General features: G+C 69.1%; 20 protein-coding genes. 15 read left to right on the forward strand and 5 right to left on the reverse strand.

All coding sequences use genetic code 11. The features are described 5' to 3' along the window. The first annotated feature begins 47 nt into the window (after positions 1-47). The 4 genes from V7E09_RS02545 to V7E09_RS02560 are packed head-to-tail and all read left to right on the forward strand — an operon-like array spanning position 48 to position 5,324. Positions 48-1,169 (forward strand): D-alanine--D-alanine ligase family protein, encoded by a 1,122-nt coding sequence (locus V7E09_RS02545; protein ID WP_324510161.1) that lies wholly within the window; start codon positions 48-50, stop codon positions 1,167-1,169. Further along, positions 1,169-2,125, forward strand: a complete 957-nt coding sequence (locus V7E09_RS02550; protein WP_324510160.1) for a thiamine-phosphate kinase — start codon at positions 1,169-1,171, stop codon at positions 2,123-2,125. The genes V7E09_RS02545 and V7E09_RS02550 overlap by 1 nt, the downstream gene beginning before the upstream one ends. 60 nt (positions 2,126-2,185) lie before the next feature. Beyond that, positions 2,186-4,648, forward strand: coding sequence for an FtsK/SpoIIIE family DNA translocase (locus V7E09_RS02555; protein WP_324510159.1), 2,463 nt, complete (start codon positions 2,186-2,188; stop codon positions 4,646-4,648). Between the two features lies 1 nt (position 4,649). Next, the gene (locus V7E09_RS02560) at positions 4,650-5,324 is read left to right on the forward strand and encodes an SDR family oxidoreductase (protein WP_324510158.1); all 675 of its coding nucleotides are present in this window, start codon (positions 4,650-4,652) and stop codon (positions 5,322-5,324) included. A 16-nt stretch (positions 5,325-5,340) separates the two neighbouring features. Here V7E09_RS02560 and V7E09_RS02565 read toward each other — a convergent pair whose 3' ends face one another. From V7E09_RS02565 to V7E09_RS02585, 5 genes are read right to left on the reverse strand one after another with little or no spacing between them, the layout of a single operon-like run. Then, on the reverse strand, positions 5,341-6,879 hold the full coding sequence (locus tag V7E09_RS02565) for an MFS transporter (protein WP_324510157.1): 1,539 nt from the start codon (positions 6,877-6,879) through the stop codon (positions 5,341-5,343). 55 nt (positions 6,880-6,934) lie between these two features. Next, the gene (locus V7E09_RS02570) at positions 6,935-9,640 is read right to left on the reverse strand and encodes a beta-ketoacyl synthase N-terminal-like domain-containing protein (protein WP_324510156.1); all 2,706 of its coding nucleotides are present in this window, start codon (positions 9,638-9,640) and stop codon (positions 6,935-6,937) included. Beyond that, on the reverse strand, positions 9,618-10,466 hold the full coding sequence (locus V7E09_RS02575; protein WP_324510155.1) for a hypothetical protein: 849 nt from the start codon (positions 10,464-10,466) through the stop codon (positions 9,618-9,620). Before V7E09_RS02575 ends, V7E09_RS02570 begins: the two co-directional genes overlap by 23 nt. Further along, complete coding sequence (locus tag V7E09_RS02580; RefSeq protein ID WP_324510154.1) at positions 10,429-15,138, reverse strand: SDR family oxidoreductase; 4,710 nt, start codon at positions 15,136-15,138, stop codon at positions 10,429-10,431. The genes V7E09_RS02575 and V7E09_RS02580 overlap by 38 nt, the downstream gene beginning before the upstream one ends. Position 15,139: 1 nt before the next feature. Beyond that, positions 15,140-16,330: an aminotransferase class I/II-fold pyridoxal phosphate-dependent enzyme gene (locus tag V7E09_RS02585; protein ID WP_324510153.1), complete on the reverse strand. Its 1,191-nt coding sequence runs from the start codon at positions 16,328-16,330 to the stop codon at positions 15,140-15,142. A gap of 114 nt (positions 16,331-16,444) precedes the next feature. On the opposite strand from V7E09_RS02585, the gene V7E09_RS02590 reads away from it, so the two are divergent. The 11 genes from V7E09_RS02590 to V7E09_RS02640 all read left to right on the forward strand — a co-directional run. After that, positions 16,445-17,092: a MerR family transcriptional regulator gene (locus tag V7E09_RS02590; RefSeq protein WP_324510152.1), complete on the forward strand. Its 648-nt coding sequence runs from the start codon at positions 16,445-16,447 to the stop codon at positions 17,090-17,092. Between the two features lie 24 nt (positions 17,093-17,116). Continuing rightward, entirely contained in the window at positions 17,117-18,088 is a 972-nt protein-coding gene (locus tag V7E09_RS02595) for an NADP-dependent oxidoreductase (protein ID WP_324510151.1), read from the forward strand. Between the two features lie 13 nt (positions 18,089-18,101). After that, positions 18,102-19,001 (forward strand): aldo/keto reductase, encoded by a 900-nt coding sequence (locus V7E09_RS02600; protein ID WP_324510150.1) that lies wholly within the window; start codon positions 18,102-18,104, stop codon positions 18,999-19,001. Positions 19,002-19,230: 229 nt separating this feature from the next. Continuing rightward, positions 19,231-20,676 carry a 30S ribosomal protein S12 methylthiotransferase RimO gene (gene rimO / locus V7E09_RS02605; protein ID WP_324510149.1) on the forward strand — a complete coding sequence of 482 codons (1,446 nt, stop codon included), beginning with the start codon at positions 19,231-19,233 and terminating at the stop codon, positions 20,674-20,676. After that, the gene (gene pgsA, locus V7E09_RS02610) at positions 20,673-21,275 is read left to right on the forward strand and encodes a CDP-diacylglycerol--glycerol-3-phosphate 3-phosphatidyltransferase (RefSeq protein WP_324510148.1); all 603 of its coding nucleotides are present in this window, start codon (positions 20,673-20,675) and stop codon (positions 21,273-21,275) included. Before rimO ends, pgsA begins: the two co-directional genes overlap by 4 nt. Then, positions 21,272-21,763, forward strand: coding sequence for a CinA family protein (locus V7E09_RS02615; protein WP_324510147.1), 492 nt, complete (start codon positions 21,272-21,274; stop codon positions 21,761-21,763). Before pgsA ends, V7E09_RS02615 begins: the two co-directional genes overlap by 4 nt. Positions 21,764-21,877: 114 nt before the next feature. Then, positions 21,878-22,171, forward strand: coding sequence for a helix-turn-helix domain-containing protein (locus V7E09_RS02620; protein ID WP_324510146.1), 294 nt, complete (start codon positions 21,878-21,880; stop codon positions 22,169-22,171). Positions 22,172-22,173: 2 nt separating this feature from the next. Further along, complete coding sequence (locus V7E09_RS02625) at positions 22,174-22,368, forward strand: DUF3046 domain-containing protein (protein WP_324510145.1); 195 nt, start codon at positions 22,174-22,176, stop codon at positions 22,366-22,368. 206 nt (positions 22,369-22,574) lie between these two features. Further along, on the forward strand, positions 22,575-23,630 hold the full coding sequence (recA, locus tag V7E09_RS02630) for a recombinase RecA (RefSeq protein ID WP_324510144.1): 1,056 nt from the start codon (positions 22,575-22,577) through the stop codon (positions 23,628-23,630). Between the two features lie 89 nt (positions 23,631-23,719). Then, complete coding sequence (locus V7E09_RS02635) at positions 23,720-24,181, forward strand: regulatory protein RecX (RefSeq protein WP_442956829.1); 462 nt, start codon at positions 23,720-23,722, stop codon at positions 24,179-24,181. A gap of 14 nt (positions 24,182-24,195) precedes the next feature. Next, positions 24,196-25,132 (forward strand): MiaB/RimO family radical SAM methylthiotransferase (locus tag V7E09_RS02640; protein ID WP_324522970.1); only part of this gene is annotated, 937 nt, incomplete at its 3' end.

Consider the following 25,132-nt stretch of genomic DNA (forward strand, 5'->3'; position numbering starts at 1 on the left):
TCGCGTCGCTAGGCTGAACCCACCCGAGCTTCGACGGAGGAACACCCATGGAACAGGCCACCCGAACGCGCGTCGCGATCATCTTCGGGGGCGTGAGTTCCGAGCATGACGTGAGCTGCCTGACCGCCGGAGGCGTGGTGCGGGCGATCGACACCGAGCGCTTCGACGTCGTCGGCATCGGGATCACTCCCTCCGGGCGCTGGGTGCAGGTCGACACGGCCGACCTCCTCGCGCTCGACATCTCCGATGCCGGCCTGCCGCGGCTCGATGAGACACGGCCCGATGCCGTGCTGGTGCGCCGCGAGGGCGGCGGCCGGGTCGCGACCGTGGCGGGCGACCAACTGGTCGAGGTCCGGGACTTCGACGTGGCCTTCGCCCTGCTGCACGGTCCCTTTGGCGAGGACGGCACCATCCAAGGGCTCTTCGAGATGATGGGCATCCGGTACGTGGGGGCCGGGGTGGCGGCTTCGGCGATCGGCATGGACAAGGACCTGATGAAGTCGGAGTTGCGCTCTGCCGGCTTGCCGGTATGCCCGTGGGTGACGATCGCGGCCGCAGGCTGGCGCCTCGATCGGGCGGCGATCCTGCGCCGTATCGAGGCGGACCTGAGTTTCCCCGTCTATGTGAAGCCCGCCCGCGGCGGGTCCAGCGTGGGGATCACCCGCGCCGCGACGCCGCAGGAGGTGCCCGCGGCCATCGAGGAGGCGCTGCGCTGGGACCCCAAGGTGATCGTCGAGGAGGGATTCGTCGGCGCGCGCGAGATCGAGGTGGCCGTCCTCGACGTTCGCGATGGCAGCGCTCCGCGGGTCTCCTTGCCTGGTGAGATCGTCATGCACACCGACGACGCGTTCTACGACTATCGGGCGAAGTACCTTCCAGAAGGGCAGGTCGATCTCGTCGTGCCCGCGCCGGTGAATCCCGCGCTCCTGGCGCGGATCCACAAGACCGGAGCGCGTGCCTTCCGGGCGCTGGGGGCTGAGGGATTGTCGCGGGTGGATCTGTTCGTCACCCCCGACGAAGAGGTCTACGTGAACGAACTCAACACCATGCCGGGCTTTACGCACCTGTCGATGTATCCGGCGCTGTGGGAGGCCACCGGCGTCCCCTACGCCGACCTGATCGCCGAGTTGGTCGACCTGGCGCTGACCCGTCCGACCGGGTTGCGGTGATGCCGCGCACGCTGGCCGATGTCGGTGAGTTCGGGCTGATCGCCGAACTCACCTCGGGCTTGTCGATGCCCGCGAACGTGGCGGTGGGGCCCGGCGACGATTGCGCGGTGTTCATCCCGCGTGGCCACGTGGTGGTCAGTACCGACTCCATGATCGAGGACGTCCACTTCAAGCGGGTCTGGTCCGGGGCCGGAGACGTCGGACGCAAGGCGGTCGCCTCAGCGGTCGCCGACGTGGAGGCGATGGGGGCGACGCCCGTCGGCGTCGTGGTGGCCCTGGCCGCGCCCCCGGAGACTCCCGAGGACTGGGCGCTCGAGTTCGGTCGTGGGGTGCGGATCGAATGTGACGCCTCGGGTGCGGCGCTCCTCGGTGGAGACATCACGCGCGGTCCCGCGATCAGTATCACCGTGACAGCGTTCGGCGATCTCGGCGGTCATCCGGCGGTGCTGCGGTCCGGAGCCCGCCCCGGCGATGTCGTCGCCTGCATCGGCCGATTGGGGATGGCTGCTGCGGGGTTGGCCGTGCTCACGCGAGGTTTCCGCTCTCCCGGCGCGGTGGTGCGCGCACACCGCGTGCCGGAACCGCCGTACGGACGAGGCGTCGAAGCCCTGCGTGCGGGGGCGACGGCCATGATCGACTGCTCCGACGGGCTGCTGGCGGACCTGGGTCACATCGCGGAGGAGTCGGGGGTAACCATCGATGTCGACTCGGCCGCCCTCGACGTCGACGAGGCGCAAAAGACCGTGGCCGCTGCCATCGGCGGGGGTGACCCGCTGATCTACATCCTCACCGGCGGCGACGACCATGCACTGCTGGCGACCTTTCCTGCCGCCGCCGTCCCCGAGGGCTGGACGGTCATCGGTCGAGTCCAGGCGGTGGCCCCCGACGAGGAGGCCTCCGTGACGGTCGATGGGCAGGCGTGGGGCGCCGGCGCCGGGGGCTGGCGCCACTTCTGAGCGTGCCCGGCCCGGCGTGGGTGTTTGGCCACCGCCGTGCGGATTGTTACTCTGCGGCACATGGCGACCCGCGCGTCTTCCCCCTCGCGGAGCCGTTCGAACGCGTCCTCGCGCTCGGCGTCTTCCCGGGGCGGAAGCAAATCCAAGCAGTCCCGCCGCACTCCCCAGAAGTCTGGGGGAGGAGCAGGCGGAGTCTTCGGTGCGCTCGGGCGAGGCCTTGCCGCCCTGTGGCGCGGGCTTGCTGGGCTCGTCGGTGGCGCGGTGCGCAGCCTCGGGAGCGGGGTGCGCGACCTGGATCCTGAGCTGCGCCGTGACGGCACCGGGCTCGCGCTCATCGTGATCGGCGTCGTCGTGGCGGCCGGCTTCTGGTTCATGCTTCCCGGCGCCTTCGGGGAGGGCCTGCGAGCAGGCATTGCGACCATCTTCGGTGCGCCCTCCATCGTCTTGCCGCTGGCCGCCTTCGGGATGGCCTGGCGGACTCTCCGCGATCCCCGTGCAAACGGACCGACAGGACGCCAACCGGTCGGATGGCTCGTGTTCGCACTCGGCATCCTCGGCCTGTTCTCCGTCTCCCACGGGGTGCCGACCCCGAGCGAGCCGGAGGCGATGCGCGCGGCTGGCGGCATCCTGGGCTTCATCCCCTCGTCCTTCCTGATGGACCTCGGTGGCGCGTGGGTCGCGATCCCGGTGCTGGTGGCGACCGCACTGTTCGGCGCCCTGGTCATCACGGGCATCCCTCTCTACGAGGTGCCGGACCGGATCCGGGCCGTGCGCGAGCGCTACCGCCGAACCCCGGCCGAGCCCGAGCCGACCTATGGCGTCGATGAGGCCTACGACACGCCGCTCGTGGGGGAGCCTCCTCAGGCCGAGCCGCTGCCGCCCAGGACCGAGTCCAGCAACTTCGATCTGTTCGCCGACGAGGCCGGCGAGCAGGTCTCCGAGCGCGCGGATGAGCCGGTCACCGCCGGACGGGCGCCGAGCGTCGCCGAGCCAGCCGAACTGCAGCCACCCGTCCACTCCAATGAGCCCCTGCGCGCCGAGCAGACCGTCTTGTCGGGTGACATCCAGTACCTGCTCCCGGAACCCTCGCAGCTGAAGGCCGGAAGCGCCCCCAAGGCGCGCACCGAAGCCTCCGACGCGGTCGTCGATCGCCTCGCAGAGGTGTTTCGGCAGTTCGACATCGACGCCTCCGTCACCGGCTACACGCGCGGGCCGACGGTCACCCGCTACGAGGTGGAACTGGGCCAAGGCGTCAAGGTGGAGAAGGTGACCGCTCTGGGCAAGAACATCGCCTACGCGGTCGCGTCCGCCGACGTGCGGATCCTCAGCCCGATCCCGGGCAAGTCGGCGATCGGCGTGGAGATTCCGAACACCGACAAGGAGATCGTCTCCCTCGGCGACGTCCTGCGCTCCAACAAGGCCCGCAACGACCACCATCCGATGACCGTCGGGCTGGGGAAGGACGTCGAGGGCGGCTACGTGATCGCCAACCTCGCCAAGATGCCTCACCTGCTCGTGGCCGGCGCCACCGGCTCGGGTAAGTCGAGCTTCGTGAACTCGATGATCACCTCGATCATGATGCGTTCCACCCCCGACGAGGTGCGCATGCTGCTGGTCGACCCGAAGCGGGTCGAGCTGACCAACTACGAGGGCATCCCGCACCTGGTGACGCCGATCATCACCAACCCCAAGAAGGCGGCCGAAGCGCTGCAGTGGGTCTGCCGCGAGATGGACCAGCGCTACGACGACCTGGCGGCCTTCGGGTTCCGCCACATCGATGACTTCAACAAGGCGGTGCGGGCAGGCCAGGTGAAGTTGCCGCCCGGCTCTGAGCGCGTGCTGGCGCCCTATCCGTACCTGCTGGTGATCGTCGACGAGCTGGCCGACCTGATGATGGTCGCCCCCCGCGATGTGGAGGATTCGATCGTGCGGATCACCCAGCTGGCGCGGGCCGCGGGCATCCACCTGGTGCTGGCCACGCAGCGTCCCTCCACCGACGTGGTCACCGGCCTGATCAAGGCCAACGTGCCCTCCCGGCTGGCTTTTGCGACGAGCTCCATGACCGACTCCCGCGTCATCCTCGATCAGCCTGGGGCCGAGAAGCTCGTCGGGCAGGGCGACGGTTTGTTCCTGCCCATGGGCAGCTCCAAGGCCCTGCGCGTGCAGGGAGCGTGGGTGACCGAGCAGGAGATCCGTGCGGTCGTCAAGCATGTCACCGAGCAGTTGTCGCCGCAGTACCGCGAGGATGTCTCGGCGCCGCAGGAGACCACGAAGGTCGCGGAGGACATCGGGGACGACCTCGAACTCGTCCTCGAGGCCGCGCAGTTGGTGGTCAACCTCCAGCTCGGCTCGACGTCGATGCTGCAGCGCAAGCTGCGTGTCGGCTTCGCAAAGGCCGGTCGGCTGATGGACATCCTGGAGACTCGGGAGATCGTGGGGCCTTCCGAGGGCTCCAAGCCGCGCGAGGTGTTGGTGAAGCCCGACGACTTGGACGCCGTCTTGTCGAATCTGCAGGAAGGCTGACATGCGCACGGTTCTCGTCACCGGGGGAACTCGCGGTATCGGACGCGCTGTGGTCGAGCGGCTCGCACCCACGTGGCGCGTCGTCATCGGGGGGCGGGACGCCGCCGCCGTCGCCGAGGCGGTCGCCCGTCACCCGCACGCGACCGGTTTCGTCGCCGACCTGACCGACCCGGACGCCGTGGCGCGGGCCGTGGCCGGTCTCGGCGATCTGGACGCGGTGGTGCACAGTGCCGGGACGGTCGCCCACGGGCCGGCCACGTCGCAGTCGTGGGAACAGTGGCGCCGCGTTCTGGACCTCAATGTGATCGCGGTCGCGGAGCTGACGCGGCTCCTCCTCACGCGGCTCCGGGCCTCACATGGCCAGGTGGTGGTGATCAACTCGGGTGCCGGATTCACCGCCCGCCCCGGAAATGCGGTCTATGCGGCGTCCAAGTTCGCGCTGCGTGCCTGGAGTGACGCGCTGCGCGCCGAGGAGAGCGGGGCGTTGCGGGTGAGTTCGGTGCATCCCGGTCGAGTCGACACCGACATGCAGCGCGAACTGCAGGCCGCTGAGGGGCGGGAGTACGACACCACCGGCGTCATGAGTGTCGAGGCCGTGGCCGCGGCGGTGGTGTTCGCCCTGGAAGCTCCCTCGGACGCGTGCATCGAGACCGTGTCGGTGCGCCCCGCCCGCTGACGGATCGGCCCGACGCTCAGCGGCGCGAGCGGCGTTCGAAGCTCACCGCGATCAGTGCCGCGGCCACGAGCATGATCGCGGTCAGCAGTTGAGTGTTGAGATGCAGGGCTGTCAGGAAGGCGTCAGAAGCGGCGCTTCGCAGCGTCTGCGCGCCCGGTTCCGGCAATCCCGCCGCGAGCTGCTGGGCAGCCATGATGGAGTCTCCGGCTGAGCCCAGGTATCCCGAGCCTCCGATCGCGGCAGCCATCTGATCGCGGTAGACATGGGTGAGGATCGACCCCAGGACCGCGACGCCGATCGTGCCACCCACCTCGCGGATGGAGTCGTTCACGCCGGACGCGACACCGATCTCATCTCGGGGCGCGGCGGACAAGATGATGTCAGTCGCCGGGCCCTGCGCGAAGGCCAGCCCCATCGCCATGAACACCATCGCGGGGACCATGACCGCCCAGTACGGGTTAGTGGCGTCCGCGAAGGAGACGATCCAGAACCCGATCCCCATCAAGGCGATGCCGGCGGGGATGCAGCGGCCAGGTCCGAACCGGCGCGCCAGCACTGGGGCGAGCGGGGAGCAGGCGCCCATGACGACGGCGAAGGGCAGGATCGCCAGCCCGGCCTGGAGGGCGCTGTAGCCGCGTACTGCCTGGAAGTAGATGGTGATGGCGAACGTGAAGCCGAACAGGGAGAAGAAGGCCAAGCCGATGGCCGAACTGCAGGCGGGAACATGTGGTGCACGGAACAGGCTCAGATCCAGCAGCGGTGAGGCCACGCGGCGCTCCCAAGCGCCGAACGCCACCGCCAACACGACGGATGCCGCCAGCCCGCCGAGGATCAGAGGACTCGTCCAGCCGAGTTGGGGACCCTCGATGATGGAGCCGACGAACAGCCCGAGTGCGGCAACCGCGAGCACCACCCCGAGGGTGTCGAACCGGCCGAGGTTCTGGCCCCGGGACTCCGGAACCAGGAACGGTGTGATGGCGGCAACCGGTAGCACGATCGCGATGTTGATCCAGAACAGAGACGGCCACGCGAAGTGCTGCAGCAGCAGGCCGCCGACCACGGGGCCGAGCGCGATCCCGAGCCCCGCGGTGGCCGCCCACAGCCCGACGGCGAGAGCATGGTGCCTGGTCCCGTTGAAGATCGTCGAGATCAGCGACAGCGTCGCGGGGAAGACCAGCGCGGCACAGATGCCCAGCAGGGCACGCAGCCCGATGAGGACGGTGAGCTGGGTCGTCAGCGCTGACGCGAGAGAGACCGCGGCGAAGCCGAGCAGGCCCAGGATGAGGATCCGCCGCCGACCGAAGCGGTCCCCCAGATAGCCGCCGGGCAGCATCAGCACGGCGAAGACCAAGGTGTAGGCGTCCACGATCCACTGCAGTTGCGTCGTGGAGGCGTCGAAGGCGCGGCCCAGGGTCGGGATCCCGACGTTGATGATGGTGTTGTCCATCACCCCCACCAGTTCGGCCAGACACAAGACCGCGAGGGCGACGAACTTGCCGCGAGGATGGGAAGCCAGCGCGGGCTGGCGGGGGGTGACGGTTCTCGTCGGACGCATGGGAGATCCTCTCTCGGTTTTCGCCGGGTCGGGGCCAGCGAGGGGGTGCGATCGGTCAGGCGCCCTGCAGCGCGGCGGCCACGTGCCGTCGGCGGGCCGCGAGGTCGCCGTCGCCGGGATCGAATACCAGCCGCAGCCCACCAGAGGTGACCGGCTCGCTCACGTGCGGCGGGTCGGCCGTCTCCAACTGGGCGAGCAGGTCATCTCGATTCTGGCCCTCCACGATGACGGGCTGGCGCGGCGGGGACGGCTCGGTCGTGCTGGCCGGGAGGCCTGATCTCCTTGGCTCGGACAGCGACGGCGTCCGGCTGACGCTGACGCGGTGAGCAGCGTCCTGGAAGGCTGAGCGCAGCTCGATCGTGTCACCTTCGGCCTGGGAGTCGGTGGCCAAGGCGGCGAGGTGACGGACGGCCCACAGAGCGCCGTCGGCGCCCAGCGCGGTGAGTCCGACAGTGGGCGGGGTGGCTGTCGCGTGCCCTGGGCTGGCCCTGAGATAGCCCAGGGCCGGGTCGGTGTCGGTCACCCCGGTGAGGCGACGCACCACGAGGGAGACCGAGGCCTCGACGGGCCGAACGGGGGCACCCAGTTGCCGCGACCAGGCGTCGGCCAGTTCGGGGGCGACGGCGGCGTTCACCCCGCCGATCAGCACGGCGTCGGCGTCCCCCGCCCGCAGGATGGCGGCCGCCGCCTCGACCGCGGCTCCAAACGACGACAGATCCGTGTCCACGACGTAGTTCGTGCCTCTCAGATCGAGACTGTTGCCCACACGCCCGGCGACGATGTTGTCCATGTAGCCAGGAAGGGCAGCTTCGGTGGTGGCATCAGGCCCGGCGGCGAAGGCCTCCTCGAGTGCGGCCCGCCAGCCCTGCAGGGCGGAGGCAGGCAGCCCACACGCGGCGCCCGCGTCCTCCAGCAGCAGGGTGAACTCGTCCGCGCGGATGCGTTCGTTGCGTTGCAGCGACGCCTCCGACCCCGACGCTGTGGCCACCACCGTCGCCAGGCGGTCGGGGTGGGCGACGGTGCGGCCCGGCAGCAGACCGGCCCCGCGCAGCGCCTGCACGCTGGTGGCGAGGAAGAGTTGCTGGGCGCGGTCGGTCTGGTGCAGCGTGCTGGGCGGGATCTTCACATCCCGGAACGGGAACCGGAAGTCCTCGGCTCGACAGGAGGCTGCACCCTCCAGCGCCGCCCAAGCCTGGGCGAGTTCGCCCGGCTGCGGAAGGCCCGCGGTGGCGGGCAGACCGGGCAGCAGGACAGAGGCCCCCACGACGGCGAGCCACGCGTCCTGCTCCGAGGGCGGCAGCGCCGGGCTGGTCGCGCGCGCGACCAGTTGGCTGTGGTAGGTCCGATCGAACTGTTCCACCACCACGCAGGAGTCCACGCCACCGAAGCCGAAGGCGTTTGCCATGGCGCGTCGGGGACACTCGGAGGGAGCCGTCCACTCACCGCCCTCGGGGAGGTATCGGAGCGCCTCGATGCGTCCGGCGAGGGCATCGTTGGGCCCCTCGATTCCGAAGGTGGGAAAGAAGCGCCCTTCCTCGAAGCTCAGCAGGATCTTCACCAGGTTGGCGATGCCGGCCGATGGGAAGCCATGCCCGATGAGCGCCTTGCCCGAGCCGATCGTCAGGGGTTCGCGTCGGTCGTCGGAGCTCAGCAATTGCCCAACAGATTCGATCTCGGTGGCGTCCCCGGTCGGCGTGCCGGTGGCGTGGACCTCCACGTAGTCGAGGTCGCGGGCGGTGAGCCCAGCCTGCTCCAGGGCCGCCCGCATCGCGGCAACCTGCCCGCGTGAGGAGGGCGCATAGATCGCCTTGCCTGCGCCATCGGAGCGCGTCGCCACCCCGCGGATCACACCGAGCACCGGGTCCCCGTCGGCGAGGGCTCGATCCAGCCGCTTCAGGATGACGGCACCGGCGCCCTCTCCGGGGATCAGCCCGTCGGCCGTGGCAGACAGCGGATGGCTGCCGTGGGGCGACAGCCCGCCGATCTTCGCGAACGACACGTTCCCGGCGACGCCCATGTTCGCCATCGCCCCCACCGCGACGACGATGTCGAGGTCGCTGCCCAGCAGCGCCGAGACCGCGACGTCCACCACGAGCAAACCGGAGGCACACGCGCCGTCCACGAGCACGGCACCACCGGTCACGCCGACCGCGGCGGCGATGGTCGGTGCGAGCGCGCTTGCCAGCACCCGACTCGGGGCAGGCTGCGATGGTCCGAATCGCTGATCAGCCGCGTGCTCCCAGGCGGCCGACCATGCCTGCGGGGCGCTGCCCCGCGGCGCCCCCAGCAACCGCATCAGCCGTGCCTGGTGCCGGTCTGCGCGCTGCCGCATGGAGAAGTCGGCCAGTTCCTCATCGCCGAGCATGTTGCCCAAGTACAAGGCGGCGCGCGTCCCCCGGAGTTGGTCCTGATCGATCCGGGCGCCCTGCAGTGCCTGCAGGACGGCGTCGATGGCGAACTGCTGGGTCCGGTTGGCACGCGCCACCCACCTCAGCTGCTCGGGGCCGAGCGCGTACGGGGCGGGATCGAATCGGTAGTCGTCCACGAAGCCGCCCACGGTGCAGTAGGTGCGCTCCCGCGCCTGCCGGTCGTCGCTGTGGTAGTGCTCCCGGTCCCACCGGTCGCGCGGAATGGGCGAGATCCCCGACGTCCCCTCCAGAAGATTGCGTCGGTAAGCCCGTAGCGAGGTGGAGGTGGGCGGGAGGACACATCCGGCGCCCACGACGGCAACGGGCGTATCAGGATCGGCAAGGGGTGGCATGACGACTCCGTTCGGTATTCAGGGGGTCCGAGGGCGACCCCCACAGGTCAGGGTGGACGCTGGCATCGGTGGTCGCGGCAGAGATCACGTGCCCGGAGAAGACCGTGACGTCGACACGCACGCGTCGACGCTGCTCCTCCTCGGGCACCGGGGAACCGAAGCGCAGCAGGTCCGCGGGATCGCCCGGCTGCCGCGCAAGGAGCCGGAACCGTGCTCGGCCGAAGCTTGGCCGACCAAGCAGCTTGCCGAGGCATTCGACCAGCGTCCAGTAGATCGTGGGGCGGTCCTTCGCGTCCGCAGTCGCGAGTGCCGTCGTGACGAGGCGTCGTTCCTCGGTGTCGAAGAGCGACGCCGCCGCGACCGCGTCGAGCGTCACCCGAGGTTCCAGGTCGACCGAGCAGCGGGAGCGGGACAGCAGGGCCACCGAGTAGTCCCGACAGTGCGAAACCGACACCTCTGCGACGAGACGACCCTGGTCGTCCACGACGAGGGGTCGCCCGACATCCTCCGGGTCGCCCTCCTCGCAGCGAGCGAGCTGGGGGCGGATGGCGGTGAGGAGGTCGTCGGCCAGGACGAGGTCCTGTAGGCACAGGCGGCCCGTGAGCCATTGGGCGCGACGGTCAGGGTGGCGGAGCCGGGCCAGCCCCGCTGGTTCGCATCGAACCGGCCAGTCGCGGGTGGGATCGCGATCCAGGGCCGCCAGGGCGCGGCCGTGCCACACGGGACGAATCCGCCCCGACAGGCCGAGCCCGACCCGGACGCCGACCAGGTCGGCGAGCGAGCGTCCGCTACGCCGTAGTGCGAGCGAGGCTTCGACGAGCAGCATGGTTGTTGAGCTTCTGCAGCAGGATGTTGTCGACTTCGATCAGGGGCGTGCCATCGAGTTCGGCGACGTGGACCCGCATCGCGTACTGGCCCGGCCCTTCGGGGCGAACGTCCACGCTGCCGAGCACGTGGGTACTCCCCGGTGCCGGCCAGCGGATGACTGCCCGCTGAACGTTCACCGGTACGACGTGGTCGCCGAATCGGTGGAAGACATCAATGAGTGCGAGCCTGCCCACGTTGTCGAGGAGCAGCGGTTCGGTGATCAGGCGCGCTGCACCCTCGGGAAGGATCGGTCGCGTGTCGGGGGAGACGTCGAAGATCCCGGCCAGGACGCCGCTGCTGGTGCGCCAGGCCTCCCGGAGCAAGCGAAACCCCGGGCCGAACGTGATGATCGGGGCCGCGGCGGCGTAGTAGACGTCGAGATCGAACTGTGTGGCCCGATCGGCGAGCAGGTCGCGGGGGGCGTGCGGCCAGGTCGGCACAGCCCGCCGGGGTACGAAGACGGCCCGTGACCGCTGACGACCAGCAACGAGCACGACGCCTCCGGGGCTGACGACATCGGCCCGGATCGTGGCTTCGATGCGGTCAGGATCCTGGGAGGAGACTGTGATGCTCAGATCACAGACCCGACCCTCGGGGCACTTGACGAAGGTCTCGAACTCCGCCGATTCGATCATGAGATCGGTGCGCGAGGTAGCGAGCTGAGCCGCCTCCGCCATCGCCTCCAGATGGAAGACGCCAGGAAGTGTGGGGGAACCTTGGACCAGGTGATCGATCAGCATCGTGTCGAGTCGAGGGTCAAGCCGCCGCGTGAACAGGCCTTCTGCGTGGTCGTTCCGGAGCTGGGTCTCCACCATCGGGAAGGTGCCCGGATCGACCACGCTGCCGTGGCTGACCGGGGCAGCGACTCCTCTCCGGTCGGGCGTGAGGCAGTCGAGGGCCGCGCGGGGCTCGTTGGTTCCCAGCGGGCCGAAGATCATCACCTGGGGGTCATAGCCGCCTCCCGAGAGTTCCCGCAGGAAGTGTCGGGCGCCCTCGTCGGGAGGCAGGTAACGCAGTCCGCGCTGCATCTCCTGCACCTCCTGGACGCTGTGGTGGGTGGCCATCCCGACTTCCGACCAGGCGGTCCAGTCCAGCGCGACCACCGTGGTCGAACGGTGTCGGCGCGCCAACTGGCTGCACAGCGCAGATACGGCGGCCGCTCCTGCGGTGTACTCGGTCTGCCCGTCCATGCCGAAGCGTCCTGAGATGGACGTAAACGCGACCAGGAAGTCGAGCGTGTCCGGGTCGACCGTGCTGACCAGGTGGTGGAAGCCCTGGAGCTTGGTGTGCACCACCTGTTCGGCCAGGGTGTAGTTCTTCCGCGGGAGCAGGCCGAGGGACTCCAGGCCGGCTGCGTGCACCAGGCCGCGCACACCGCCATGCCGGGCCCGGATGTCGGCCATCACCTGGGCGACCGCCTCGGCGTCGCCGACGTCGCAGGTAACGTATTCGATCGGCGCGGTTCCCTGAGCGACCCGCTGCGTCGTCCGCCAGAGTTGACGATTGTTCGCGATCTTTCGGAAGCGCTCCTGCAGGTCGCGGGGGCGATTCTCGGGATACGTGCGATGCAGGAGGTCCAGAATCTCGGGCTGGGCGTGGGCGAACGCGTCATCTGTCATGGCCAGGTAGGGCAGCGACTCGGGGTCGTCGAGACGTGAACGGCCGAGGATGACGAGGGGGCTGGGCGGTGCGGAAGTGAGGACCAGGTGGCTGGCGGCGAGCGCGAGCGCGCACTCCAGGGCGATCCCGCGCGAGCCGCCTGAGAAGACGATCGCCCCCGGCGCGGTCTCACGGTGGTCGGGAACGGGCGGAACCGGCACCGGCACCACCTTGATGACGTGACGTTGATCTCCCAGGTAGCTCACTTCGTCGTCGAGCGACCCCGCCACGAGCTCATCCACCATCAGGCCGGCCGCGACGACCGGCGGGACATCGTCCACGTCCACCAGGCAGAGCCGGAGGTCGGGAAGCTCCTTGGCGACACTCTTGACGAACCCGACGCCGATGCAGCCCAGGGCGTCGCCGGGCGACGTCGCTTTGAGACCGAATCCACCGCCGCACTGGGTCAGGACTGCGATCACCGCGCGCCCACCCGCCTCGGCGAGGTCCTGGTAGTACTCCTGGCACACGCTGAACACCTGGGCATACTGCTGCCGCCACGCAATCGAGAAGGCCGTAGCGTCGAGGGCCAGGACGTCCCGAGGTGTGCTGTAGCCGCTGAGGAGCACGACGCCGTCGCGAGGGCCGAGGCGGTGGTGCTCGTCGGCGAGCGCCGAGGCGAGCTTCTCCTGGTCGACGTCCCCGTTCCGGGTCGACTCGGTCGCCGCGCTCACCCACACGTCGGCACCGGCGGCCTCCAGGAGGCGGCGGGTCCCTGAGGTCACCTCCTCGTCGTCGGCGGGGACGAGGATCAGGCGCAGCCCTGCGAGGTCGCGGGCCGCGCGCGGGGACTGCGCCAGGTCGCGCACCAGTGCGCGCGGGAGGTAGCGCAGCGCCGCCTCGGCCTGACCAGGCGGCGCGGGCGTGAGGGGCTCCTCCTCCACCGCGGGCGTCGTCTCGATGGTGGGAGCCGCCACGGCGTCGGGAGCGGGGCGTGAGGGTGCGGTCAAGTGGGTGAGGCGGGTGGCGAGGTCGGTGATCGTGGTGGCGCCGGTGAGGTCGAGGGTGTCTTCGGGGATGTGGTGGCGGTCGGTGAGGGTGGCGATGACTTGGGCGCGTTTGACGGAGTCGACGCCGAGGTCGGCTTCGAGGTCCAGGTCGGGTTCGATGACGTCGCTGGGGTATCCGGTGGCTGCGGCGAAGGCCGCCACGAACTCCGCCACCCAGGCGACCCGTGTGGGGGAGGGCGACTGCAGTGGCACGGCGTCGGAGGGCGGGCGGACCCCGGAGGGCTGCTCGTCGGACCCCCGTGGGGTGTCGGGAGCGGGCGTGTCCGACTCTGGGGCAGGTGCGCCGAGGTGAGGTGTCGCGGGAGGAGCGTCCTGGTGGCGGTGCGGTGTGGTGAGGCGGGTGGCGAGGTCGGTGATCGTGGTGGCGCCGGTGAGGTCGAGGGTGTCTTCGGGGATGTGGTGGCGGTCGGTGAGGGTGGCGATGACTTGGGCGCGTTTGACGGAGTCGACGCCGAGGTCGGCTTCGAGGTCCAGGTCGGGTTCGATGACGTCGCTGGGGTATCCGGTGGCTGCGGCGAAGGCCGCCACGAACTCCGCAACCCAGTCGGGGGAGTCCCCCTCGTCCGGACGGGTCGGTTCGGTGTCAGCGATCGACGAGACCTCTGCCGCACCCCCCTTGTCCGGCGACGACGGGACCCCGTCGGACTCCAGCAGGTGGGCGGCCAGGCGATCGATGCTCCAGGACAGGTCGCCGCATCCGGGACCGTACTCGTCTTCCAGCCGTGAGCTGAGGCGGTCGCGCAGTTCGGCGACGAGCCCGATGCGGTTCAAGGCCATCCCCCCGGCCAGGGCATAGCGCGGGTAACCCGTGACGCCGCTCACCAGGGCCGTCACGGACTGGTGGGTGGCCGCAGCCGATGCCGTCACCGCCTGAGGGGCGGGCTCGTGGATGCCAAGACTGGTCAGGTACAGACGCACCTGACGTTCGTCGTCGAGCGAGGAACGCCGGCGAGAGTCCAGGGGGACACAGGAGACATCGCCCTTCTCGGCCTCGACGATGCCCGTCAGCACGGCGCTCGGTCCGGCCTCGACGAAGTCGGAGACACCGAGGGTCGCGGCTCTGCTGATCAGCGCTCCGAAGTCGAAAGGCTGGACCAGTTGCGCGGCCAGGAGAGCGGGGAGATCGGCGCTGTCGGAGCCCTCGAGCACCTCTGCGGTGATGCTGGAGACGATGGTGAGGGCCGGAGCGCGGAACGTCAGTTGGCTGAGCCGGGCTCGGAGCGGGGCCACGCAGGACCGCAGCAGGGGCGAGTGATAGGCGTGGGTCACCCGCAGACGCGTCACCGGCAGGTGCGCGTGGGAGGCCGCCTCGGCGAAGGCCGCGATCGCGGCCTGGGAGCCGGAGACCACGCGTTGGCTGGTCGAGTTGGCGATGGCCTCCCCGAGGTCCCCGGCGGTTGTCGCCAGCAAGAGCAGGCGACGATACGTGCGACGTTCGGCGTCGGTCCGGACGCGAACCGCCAGCATCGTCCCGCGCTGGTCGGCGGGAACGTCGATCACGGTCTCGGCTCGGGCCATCACCCCGGCGAGGCCGTCGGCGAAGCTCAGGACCCCGCCGGCCACGTAGGCGGCATACTCGCCGAGGCTGTGTCCGATCACGATCGTCGGTGGTTCCGCGAATCTGGTCAGCCGGCGGTACTGGGCAACGCTGGCAGTGAAGATGGCGCACTGCATCGCCGTTGGTTCGGCCAAGGTGGCTGGGGTGGCGCCCAGGTCGGTGTAGATGCAGGCGGAGAGGGGCCGGCCGTAGCGGGCGTGGTAGGCCTCGTCTGCCTCGTCGAACGTGGCGGCGACGCACCGGTCGCTGCCACGAAGGTCGGCCAACTGGTCGAGATACTGGCTTCCATGACCGGGGAACAGCACGCCATAGGCGGCCGGGGTCTGGATCGGGGCGAGGTAGATCTCCTCGCGCCGCAGGGCGCGGCGCTGAGCGTTCAGGCTGGTCTGGTCGGCGGCCTTCATGTCAGATGATCCCCTTCTCGCGAGCGATGGTGCCGATTACTGAGAGCGCCCGGTCGAGATCGCGGTCCTCCAGGATCGCGGTGACGGTGGCACGGAACCGGCTCTTTCCCCGTGGCACGGCGGGGAAAGCCGCCACGGAGAGAAAGACCCCCCGCTCGCGCATCAGGCGCGTCATCTGCATGGCCAGGTCGTCGTCACCCACCGGGATCGGCACGATGGGCGCGCTGCCGGACTCGATCACGAATCCCTCGTCGATCAAGCCTTGTCGAAAGGCGATGGTGTTGGCCCAGAGCCGCTGACGCAGCTCCGGTCGGGTCTGGATGGCTTGGAGTGCGGCACGTGCCCCGCCGATGAGCACGGGCGGCGGGATGGCATTGAAGAGGTAGCCGTGTGCTGCGTGTCGGATGTAGTCGCACACCTCATGGTTGGCGGCGATGAAGCCGCCCGAGGAGCCGAATGACTTGCTGAGCGTCCCCATGAGGATGTCGGGGGTGACGCCGAAATGCTCGCAACTTCCGCGTCCGGTCTCCCCGAAGACGCCGAGGCCATGAGCGTCGTCCACCATCAAGAGCGCGTCGTAGCGCTCACAGAGGCCCGCGATCTCGTCGAGCGGAGCCAGGTCGCCGTCCATCGAATAGACGCCGTCGACGACGACGAGCCGGCACGCGTAGTCCTGACTGCGCCGGAGGATGTACTCCAGCTTGACCAGGTCGTTGTGCGGGAAGATCCGTAGCTCCGCCCCGGATTGGGCGCAGCCGTCGGCGATGCTTTGATGGTCGAGCTGGTCGGCGATGAACACCACCCCGGGCCCACCCAGCGCCGACAGGGGTGCCACGTTGGCCAGGAAGCCAGAGCTGAAGAGCACGGCGTCCTCGAACCCGAGCCAGCGGGCCAACTCCTGCTCGAACTCGCGGTGGATCACGGTGGTGCCGTTGTGCAGGCGAGCGCCGCAGGTGGACAATCCGTAGTGCTGCAGGACGCGCTGGGCCGCGGCAAGCACCTCGGCATCGACGCTGAGACCCAGGTAGTTGTTGGACGTCAGCATGATGACCGGATCCCCGGTGGGGAGATCCGCGGTGTTGCGCTGGGCGCTGGCCACAGGCTGGCCATACGGGTAAGTGCCGCCCGCGATGCCTGCGCGAACGGCAGCGGAGACTTCATGGAATCGGTGTGCGTAGCTGGCGTTGATCACGGGGGCTCCAGACTGGGGGCGAACGGTGAATCCGTGGGGATAGTAGCACTATCCCCACGGATCTCCCGGGAGGGTCTCGGGTAAGAAACTTGTGGAGAGTGCTACTATCCGGCCATGGCCCTGAACGTGACTCAAGGTGGGGAAACGGTGCCTCTCTCGGTGCTGTCGCAGCGATCGGGCGTCTCGATCGCCACCATCAAGTACTACATCCGCGAAGGACTCATCCGATCCAACCAGGATCCCGAGGCCGATGATGCGGAGACGGTGGATCAGTTGCGGCTGATCCGAGGGCTCGTTCACGTGGTCGGGCTGTCCATCCTGCAGGTTCGCGAGATCCTCAGGCTGGTGCGCGATCCCGCTCTGAGTCCCGCCGCGTCCATGACCGACGTCACCGTGGTCCTGCCCCTGGCGGGTGCCCGGCCGACCGACCGCGCCGCAGACGACGCAGATCTCGCCGACGCCCGGGCCGCGCTGGCGAGGGTCGGCTTCGACGCTCTACCGGATGCCCCTTACGTGACGCAGTTGCTGGCCGCCATCGCGCTCGCGGATGAATGCGGAGTGGGCATGGACGCCGATCACTTGGCCGCCTACGCCGCGGCAGCGCGCATCTGCGCCTCCGCCGACTTCGACAACCTGCCGCTCGACTCCCCGAGCAGGGCGGCGCAAGTCGCGGTGCTGGGCACCGCCATCTATGACCCGATCCTGGTCGGCCTGCGACGCCTGGCCCACCGTGAGCTGGTCGAGGAACTTCCCGTCCCCTAACCACGCAGAAGGATGATGTCCGCCATGCAGGAGCAACCCCCCGAATCCGGCACGGTATCCACGGCTCAATACCAGCGGTTCGGTCCTCCCGAGGTGATGCTCATCCAGGAGGTTGCCGTGCCCGTGGCAGGCCCGAGCGACGTGGTCGTGAGGGTCGCCGCCCTCAGCGTCAATCGGATCGATACGGCGGCGAGATCCGGACGCCAGACCTTCCTGACGGGACGCCGTTTCCCGCAACGCACCGGCCTGGACTTCAGCGGCACCGTCATCGCCGTCGGATCCCAGGTGGAAGGGATCGAACCGGGTCAGCGGGTCTGGGGATTCCTCGGAACCGACCGGTTGGGGAGACGAGGCACGGCCGCGACCCGCATCGTCGTGGCCGCCGATCTGCTCTCCTTGGCCCCTGCAGCAGCGGAACTGGCTGACGCCGCCGCACTTCCTCTGGTGGGCCTGACGGCCTGGCAGGCGATGGAGGAGCTCAAGGTCGAAGCGGGCTCGAGGCTGCTCATCGTGGGAGGTGCGGGCGGCGTCGGGAGCGTCGCCGTTCAGGTCGCCCGGTCGCGAGGGGCCGTCGTGGACACGGTCAGCTCCGCCCGACATGAAGAACTCCTGCGGAGGTTGGGCGCAGCCTCGCGGTTCGAGCCGGGCGCGGTGCCCTGGCAGACGTTACGCGGCCGGTACCAGGCGGTCCTGGACACGACCGGCGCCCACCTGTGGCGGCTACGCCGCACCGTCGCACCGGGCGGGCGCCTGGTCACGATTTCTCCCGCAGGCCTGCCGATCAGCATGGTGAGCAAGGCACTGCCGGGTGCTCACGTGTCATTCCTGTCCGTCCGACCCAGCCGCACCGGACTGTCGGCGCTCGCCGATCTGGTCGACGGCGGTCAGGTCACGCCAATCATTCGTGCACGGTTCGCCCTGGCCGACATCGCCCGCGCCCATGCCCTCGTGGAGACCGGGCACGGTCAGGGAAAAGTCGTTGTCGACGTCGAATGACTAGGGTGGGGGCATGATCTCGACCCCCCGGCGCCGTCTCGGACGCTTCACTGTCTCTGCGATCGGGCTGGGCGCGATGCCCCTCTCGATGGGGGGTAACGCCAAGCCCAGCCATGACCAGGCCATCGCCACCGTGCACGCGGCCCTGGACGCGGGCGTCACGCTGTTGGACACCGCGGACATCTACGCCCCGAGCTGGGATGCGATGGGGCACAACGAACGCATCGTCGCCGAGGCGCTCGCGTCGTGGAGCGGCCAGAGCGGGAGCGTTGTCGTGGCCACGAAGGGCGGCATCACCCGCCGCTCGGCTGCCACCGACTTCGGCCGCGATGGCTCCGTGGAGTACCTCCGCCAGGCCGCTCTCGCCTCTCGGGAGCGCCTCGGCGTGGAAACCATCGACCTGTACTACTGGCACCGCCCCGACCGGCACCGGCGCTATGCCGAGTCGGTGGAGGCGCTCGCCACCTTGAAGGACGAAGGCATCATCGCCGAGATCGGGATCTCAAACGCCAACGTCGAAGAACTGTCGCTGGCCCTCGAAATTCTGGGCGACGGCGGACTGGCGGCCGTCCAAAACGAGTTCTCCCCCAAGTTCAACCACACCTCCTACCAGGAGTTGCGGTGGTGCGCCGAGCACGGGGTCGCGTTCCTGCCCTGGTCGCCCCTGGGCGGGACGAGCGGGGGCGCAACGGCCGTGGGGGAGCGGTTCCCGGTGATCGGAGACGTGGCGCGGGCGCGGGGGGTGTCTCCGCAGCGAGTCACCCTCGCCTGGGAGCTGTCCCTAGGGGATCACGTCATCCCGATCCCGGGCGCATCGCGCCCCACGTCGATCGCCGACTCCGCCGGCGCCCTGACCCTCGAGCTGTCCGCCGACGATCTCGAGCGCATCAGCGCTGCGGTGCTGAGCCGCTGACCACGACCGCCGCCGGCGATCCAGGCGTCACCTTCGACCCGAGGGAATCCACCCGGCACTTCCGGCGCGCTCAATCCGAGTTGCCTCAGTACCTCCGGCGCACCTCTGAGGTACGCAACACCGCCGTGCCCGGTGACGCGTGGGTCGAACTCGCAGAGTCTCGGGTGGACCGAAGCGCCGCTCGGGTCGGTGGTCCGGCGGTGAGTCCCTCCTCGGCTAGCCTGGTCGAATGACCTCCCCGACGCGCGTCCACATCGTCTCGTTGGGTTGCGCGCGCAATGACGTCGACTCCGAAGAACTAGCGGGCAGGCTCGAAGCGGGCGGGTTTGAACTCGTCGACGAGCCCGCTGCGGCCGAGGCCGTGGTGGTGAACACCTGCGGGTTCATCGAGTCGGCGAAGAAGGACTCCATCGACACGCTTCTCGCGGCCTCCGATCTGAAGGGGTCCGGCGTGACTCAGCGGGTGGTGGCCGTGGGGTGCATGGCCGAGCGGTACGGCACCGAGTTGGCCGACGCGCTGCCCGAAGCCGATGCGGTCCTGGGATTCGATGACTACGCCGATATCGATTCCAAACTCCGGCTCATCATGGCCGGTGCACATCTCGAAGCGCATACGCCCACCGATCGCCGCCGGCTGCTCCCGCTCGCCCCCGCCGACCGTCCTGACGCCCGAAGTTCAGTGTCCATCCCCGGGCTCAGCTCGTCCCCCGACCTCCCAGAAGGGGTCGCCCCCGCCTCCGGCCCACGTCCGATGCGTCGGCGGATCGGGGGAGGTCCCAGCGCCCCGGTGAAGATCGCGTCCGGGTGCGACCGGCGGTGTGCTTTCTGCGCCATCCCGAGTTTTCGAGGATCGTTCGTGTCCCGACCAGCTCACGAGATCGTGGCCGAGGCGTCCTGGCTCGCCGATCACGGAGTGCGCGAGGCGTTCCTGGTGAGTGAGAACACCTCCTCCTATGGCAAGGACCTGCGCGAGATCGCAGCCCTCGAGAGGCTGCTCGGCGACCTGTCGAGGATTCCTGGCCTGGACTGGGTCCGGGTGTCCTATCTCCAGCCCGCCGAGACCCGCCCGGGCCTCATCGAGGCCATGTGCTCGCTCGACAAGGTCGTCCCCTACTTCGACCTGAGCTTTCAACACGCGGCTCCCGCGGTGCTGCGCCGCATGCGCCGGTTCGGGGACCCTGAGAGCTTCCTGGGGTTGCTCGAACGCATCCGCGCCCTGCAGCCGTCGGCCGGGGTGCGCAGCAACGTCATCGTCGGGTTCCCGGGCGAGACCGAGGAAGACGTGGAGATCCTGATCGACTTCCTCAGCCGTGCTCGCCTGGATGCGCTGGGCGTGTTCGCCTACTCCGACGAGGAAGGCACCGAGGGAGTCGGCCTGGCCGACCATGTCTCGCCCGAGGTGATCGCCGATCGCTTCGAACGAGTGAGCGATCTGGCCGCCCTCCTCGTTGAGGAGCGGGCGCGCGAGCGGATCGGCGAGCGGGTCCGCGTCCTGATCGAGTCGGTCGAGGACGGCGTTGCGATCGGTCGAGCCGCGCATCAGGGCCCGGAGGTCGACGGCACCTGCGCTCTCCCGGACGCCACCGTGGCGCTCGCGGTGGGCGACCTGGTCTGGGGTAGGGTCGTGGCAGCCGAAGGGGTCGATCTGATCGTGCGCGAGGAGCAGCCGCAATGAGCGAGCAAGCAAAGGTCAGCAACTGGAACGTCCCGAACGTGCTGACCGCCCTGCGCGTCGTCATGGTGCCGGTGTTTGCCTGGGTCCTGTTGGCTCACGCCCAGGATCCCGCCATGCGGTGGATCGCCACCGCCGTCTTCCTCATCGCCATCGCAACCGACGCCCTCGACGGCCGGATCGCCCGCAAGTACAACCTCATCACCGACTTCGGCAAGCTGTGGGATCCGATCGCCGACAAGGCCCTGACCGGCATGGCCTTCGTGGGCCTGTCGATCCTGCACGAACTCCCCTGGTGGATCACCGGCATCATCCTGGTGCGTGAGTGGGGGATCACGGCGCTGCGCTGGGTCATCATCAAGTACGGCGTCATGGCGGCCAACCGCGGGGGCAAGCTGAAGACGGTGATGCAGTCGGTCGCCCTCGCCCTCTTCCTTCCTGGCCTGCAGTTCCTCCCCGCATTCTGGGGAGTCATCGCCTGGATCTGCATGATCGTGGCGTTCGCCCTCACCGTGCTGACCGGCGTGGACTACCTGCGGGAGGCGTACCGACTGCGCCGTACGTATCTGGCCGCCCACCCCGAGGAGGGGGCGCACTCATGAGCGATCTCGCCGCCACCGTCATCGCCACCCTGACCGAGCGTTCTCTCTCCTTGGCGTCCGCCGAGTCGCTGACCGGGGGCCTCATCGGCGCGACTCTCACCGAGGTTCCGGGAGCGTCGAAGGTGTACCTGGGCGGCACGATCGCGTACGCCACGCCGATGAAGACCGCCCTGCTCGGCATCCCCTGGGAGGTGATCCGGCGGTACACCGTTGTCAGCGAGCGGGTTGCTCTCGAGATGGCGGTCGGGCTTCAGCAGCGCACGGACGCCGACTGGGTCATCGCCGTCACCGGGGTCGCTGGCCCCGACGGCCAAGACGGGCATGCTCCGGGAGAAGTGTGGGTGTGCGTCCTGGGGCCGCGCGTCCCCAACACCCCTCAGTTCCAGCGCGTCGAGCGATTCGACTTCACGGGGGATCGCTCGGAGGTTCGCCGGCAGACGGTGGACGCGGCTTTCGGGATCCTCTTGCGGGCGACCTCGCCCGTGTAGGTTGGAGCCCGGCGCGACGGCGGAACAATCCCTGGAGCACCGGCGTTGTGGGAAGACAAGCGTCCGGCCCCCGGGGCCGGGCGAGTGGGGCACCGAGGGAGGGGAGGTCCGAGCATGGCCGAGGTCTTGATGCGTGACATGGTGGGGCAGACCCTGCGTGAGTTGCGGCTCCAATCCGGTAAGACGCTGCGCGATGTCTCCGGCGCTGCTCGCGTGAGCCTGGGGTACCTCTCCGAGGTCGAGCGCGGGCAGAAGGAGGCGTCCAGCGAGCTGCTGAACGCCATCTGTGGAGCCCTCGACGTGGAGCTCTCGCACATGCTGTTGCTGACCAGCGAACGCGTGTCGGCACACGAGTCGGTGACGACTCTGCCGGTGCGTGCGATGGCACAGCAGCGCGCCGTCGCCTGATCGTGCGCGAGCAGGAGTTGCTGCGGCGCATCGCCGCGCACGTGGGCAACGGCTATGCGGCGGTCTGGCGGCGCGACGTGTCGCTGCCAGACCTCGACCACCGGACCGTCGACGAGGCGCTCGCCGCCGGGGTCGGCGCGCAGCAGGTCTGGCGCGCGGTGTGGGCGTTCTTGGAACTGCCCGAACGCGATCGTTGAGGGATCGAGTGGGTTGCGCGACACGCCGTCCCTGACTTTCCGTTCGAACATATGTTCGGTAATCTGATCCTCGCCGTGAAGGTTACGGGTCGAACCGCATCGCTGTGACGCATTGTCGGACCGGCTGCCTAACGTGAACGGTGTCAGGAGGCCTGATCGTCTCCCCGAACACGGGTCCACGCCGGTACACACGAGAGGAACACGTCATGGCTGTTGCAGATCGCGAAAAGGCGCTGGAGGCGGCGCTCGCACAAATTGAGAAGGCCCACGGTAAGGGCTCGGTCATGCGTCTGGGCGAAGAGACCCGGCAGCCGGTGGAGGTCATCCCCACCGGATCCATCGCGCTCGATGTGGCGCTCGGCATCGGCGGTCTGCCGCGCGGCCGGGTGGTAGAGATCTACGGCCCCGAGTCTTCCGGCAAGACGACAGTGGCCCTGCACGCCATCGCCAACGCGCAGGCGGCAGGCGGCATCTGCGCCTTCATCGACGCTGAGCACGCCCTCGACCCCGACTACGCGTCCAAGCTGGGCGTCGACACCGACGCCCTGCTGGTCAGCCAGCCAGACAATGGTGAGCAGGCCCTGGAGATCGCGGACATGCTGGTTCGCTCGGGGGCGCTGGCGTTGATCGTCATCGACTCCGTGGCTGCTTTGACGCCGCGGGCTGAGATCGAAGGCGAGATGGGCGACAGCCACGTCGGTCTCCAGGCCCGTCTGATGAGCCAGGCCCTGCGCAAGATGACCGGTGCGCTGTCCGGCGCGAACACCACAGCGATCTTCATCAACCAGTTGCGCGAGAAGATCGGGGTCATGTTCGGCTCTCCGGAGACGACGACCGGCGGGCGTGCGTTGAAGTTCTACTCCTCGGTTCGCTTGGATGTGCGGCGCATCGAGACGCTGAAGGACGGCTCGGAGGCGGTGGGTAACCGTACCCGGGTGAAGGTCGTCAAGAACAAGGTCGCCCCGCCCTTCAAGCAGGCCGAGTTCGACATCGTCTATGGCGCGGGCATCAGCCGCGAAGGCAGTCTCATCGATCTGGGAGTGGAGCATGGCCTCATCCGCAAGGCGGGCGCCTGGTTCACCTACGAAGGCGATCAGCTCGGTCAGGGCAAGGAGAACGCCCGCAACTATCTGCGCAACAATCCCGAGGTCGCCAACGAGATCGAGCAGCGCATCAAGACCAAGCTCGGGATCGGCGTGCCACCCGAGAGTGCGGGCGTCCCCGAGGGCATCGACCCCGTGACCGGCGAGGTGGTGTTCTGACCTCCCGCCGAGGTCGGTCGGCCCGCGAGGAGCCGGCCGACCTCGCCGAGGTTCAGCCTCCCGCGGATCCCCATGCCGTCGCCCGGGAGATCGGGCTGCGGCTCTTGGACGCGCGGGCGCGTTCCCGGGCGGAGTTGGCGGAGGCGATGGCCAAGAAGGCTGTCCCCGACGACATCATCGACGAGGTACTGGAACGCTTCGAATCGGTCGGCCTCGTCGACGATGCCCAGTTCGCGTCGTTGTGGGTCGAGGGCCAGCAGCGGCGGATGAAGTCCGGGCGCGTCCTGCGGCAAGAGTTGCGCCGCAAGGGCGTCGACGACGACGTCATCTCCGCGGCCCTGCAGGAGACATCGGACGACGCGGACTACACCGCTGCCTTGGCTTTCGCGGCGAAGCGGGCCCGCAGCATGACCGGGCTGGCACCCGAGGTGCGCTATCGCCGACTCGCGGGTGCCCTGGCTCGTCGCGGTTTTTCGTCGGGACTGTGCCATCGGGTCGTTCACGAGGTGACGGACGAGGGCGAGGAGTTCGACGACCCCGACCGCGGGTAGAGTCTCTCCTCGTTATGACGACGCAGGCACAGGTTCGCACGTATGAGGTCATCACCTACGGGTGCCAGATGAACGTGCACGATTCGGAACGCATCTCGGGATTGCTCGACGAGGCGGGTTATCTCCGCGCCCCCGACGGCGACCAGGCCGACATCGTGGTGTTCAACACCTGCGCGGTCCGGGAGAACGCCGACAATCGCCTCTACGGCAACCTCGGGCACCTGGCGCCGGTCAAGGCTGGACGGCCGGGGATGCAGATCGCCGTCGGCGGCTGCATGGCGCAGAAGGACCGCGAGACCGTGGTGCGCAAGGCACCCTGGGTGGACGTCGTGTTCGGGACCCACAACATCGGCTCGCTGCCGACGCTGCTGGAGCGTGCCCGGATCGAGGAGGCGTCCCAAGTTGAGATCGAGGAAGCGCTGGTGCGCTTTCCCTCAACGCTGCCCACCCGACGCGAATCGCCCTACTCGGCATGGGTGTCGATCTCGGTGGGCTGCAACAACACCTGCACGTTCTGCATCGTCCCTCAACTGCGCGGCAAGGAGACCGACCGTCGTCCCGGGGACATCCTCGCCGAGATCCGCGCGCTGGTCGCCGAGGGCGTCCAAGAGGTGACGCTCTTGGGCCAGAACGTCAACACATACGGCGTCGAGTTCGGCGATCGCCAGGCCTTCGGGAAGCTGCTGCGCGCCTGTGGCGAGATCGAAGGCCTCGAGCGGGTCCGCTTCACCTCCCCGCACCCCTCCTCCTTCACCGACGACGTGATCGCCGCCATGGCGGAGACACCCAATGTCATGCCCAGCCTTCACATGCCGCTGCAGTCAGGGTCCGACGCCGTGCTGCGGGCCATGCGGCGGTCCTATCGCAGTGCCCGCTTCCTGGGGATCCTGGAGCGGGTGCGGGCCGCGATGCCCCACGCGGCGATCACGACCGACATCATCGTCGGTTTCC

This window comes from Propioniciclava sp., assembly GCF_036744435.1.
Classification (GTDB): Bacteria; Actinomycetota; Actinomycetes; order Propionibacteriales; family Propionibacteriaceae; genus Propioniciclava.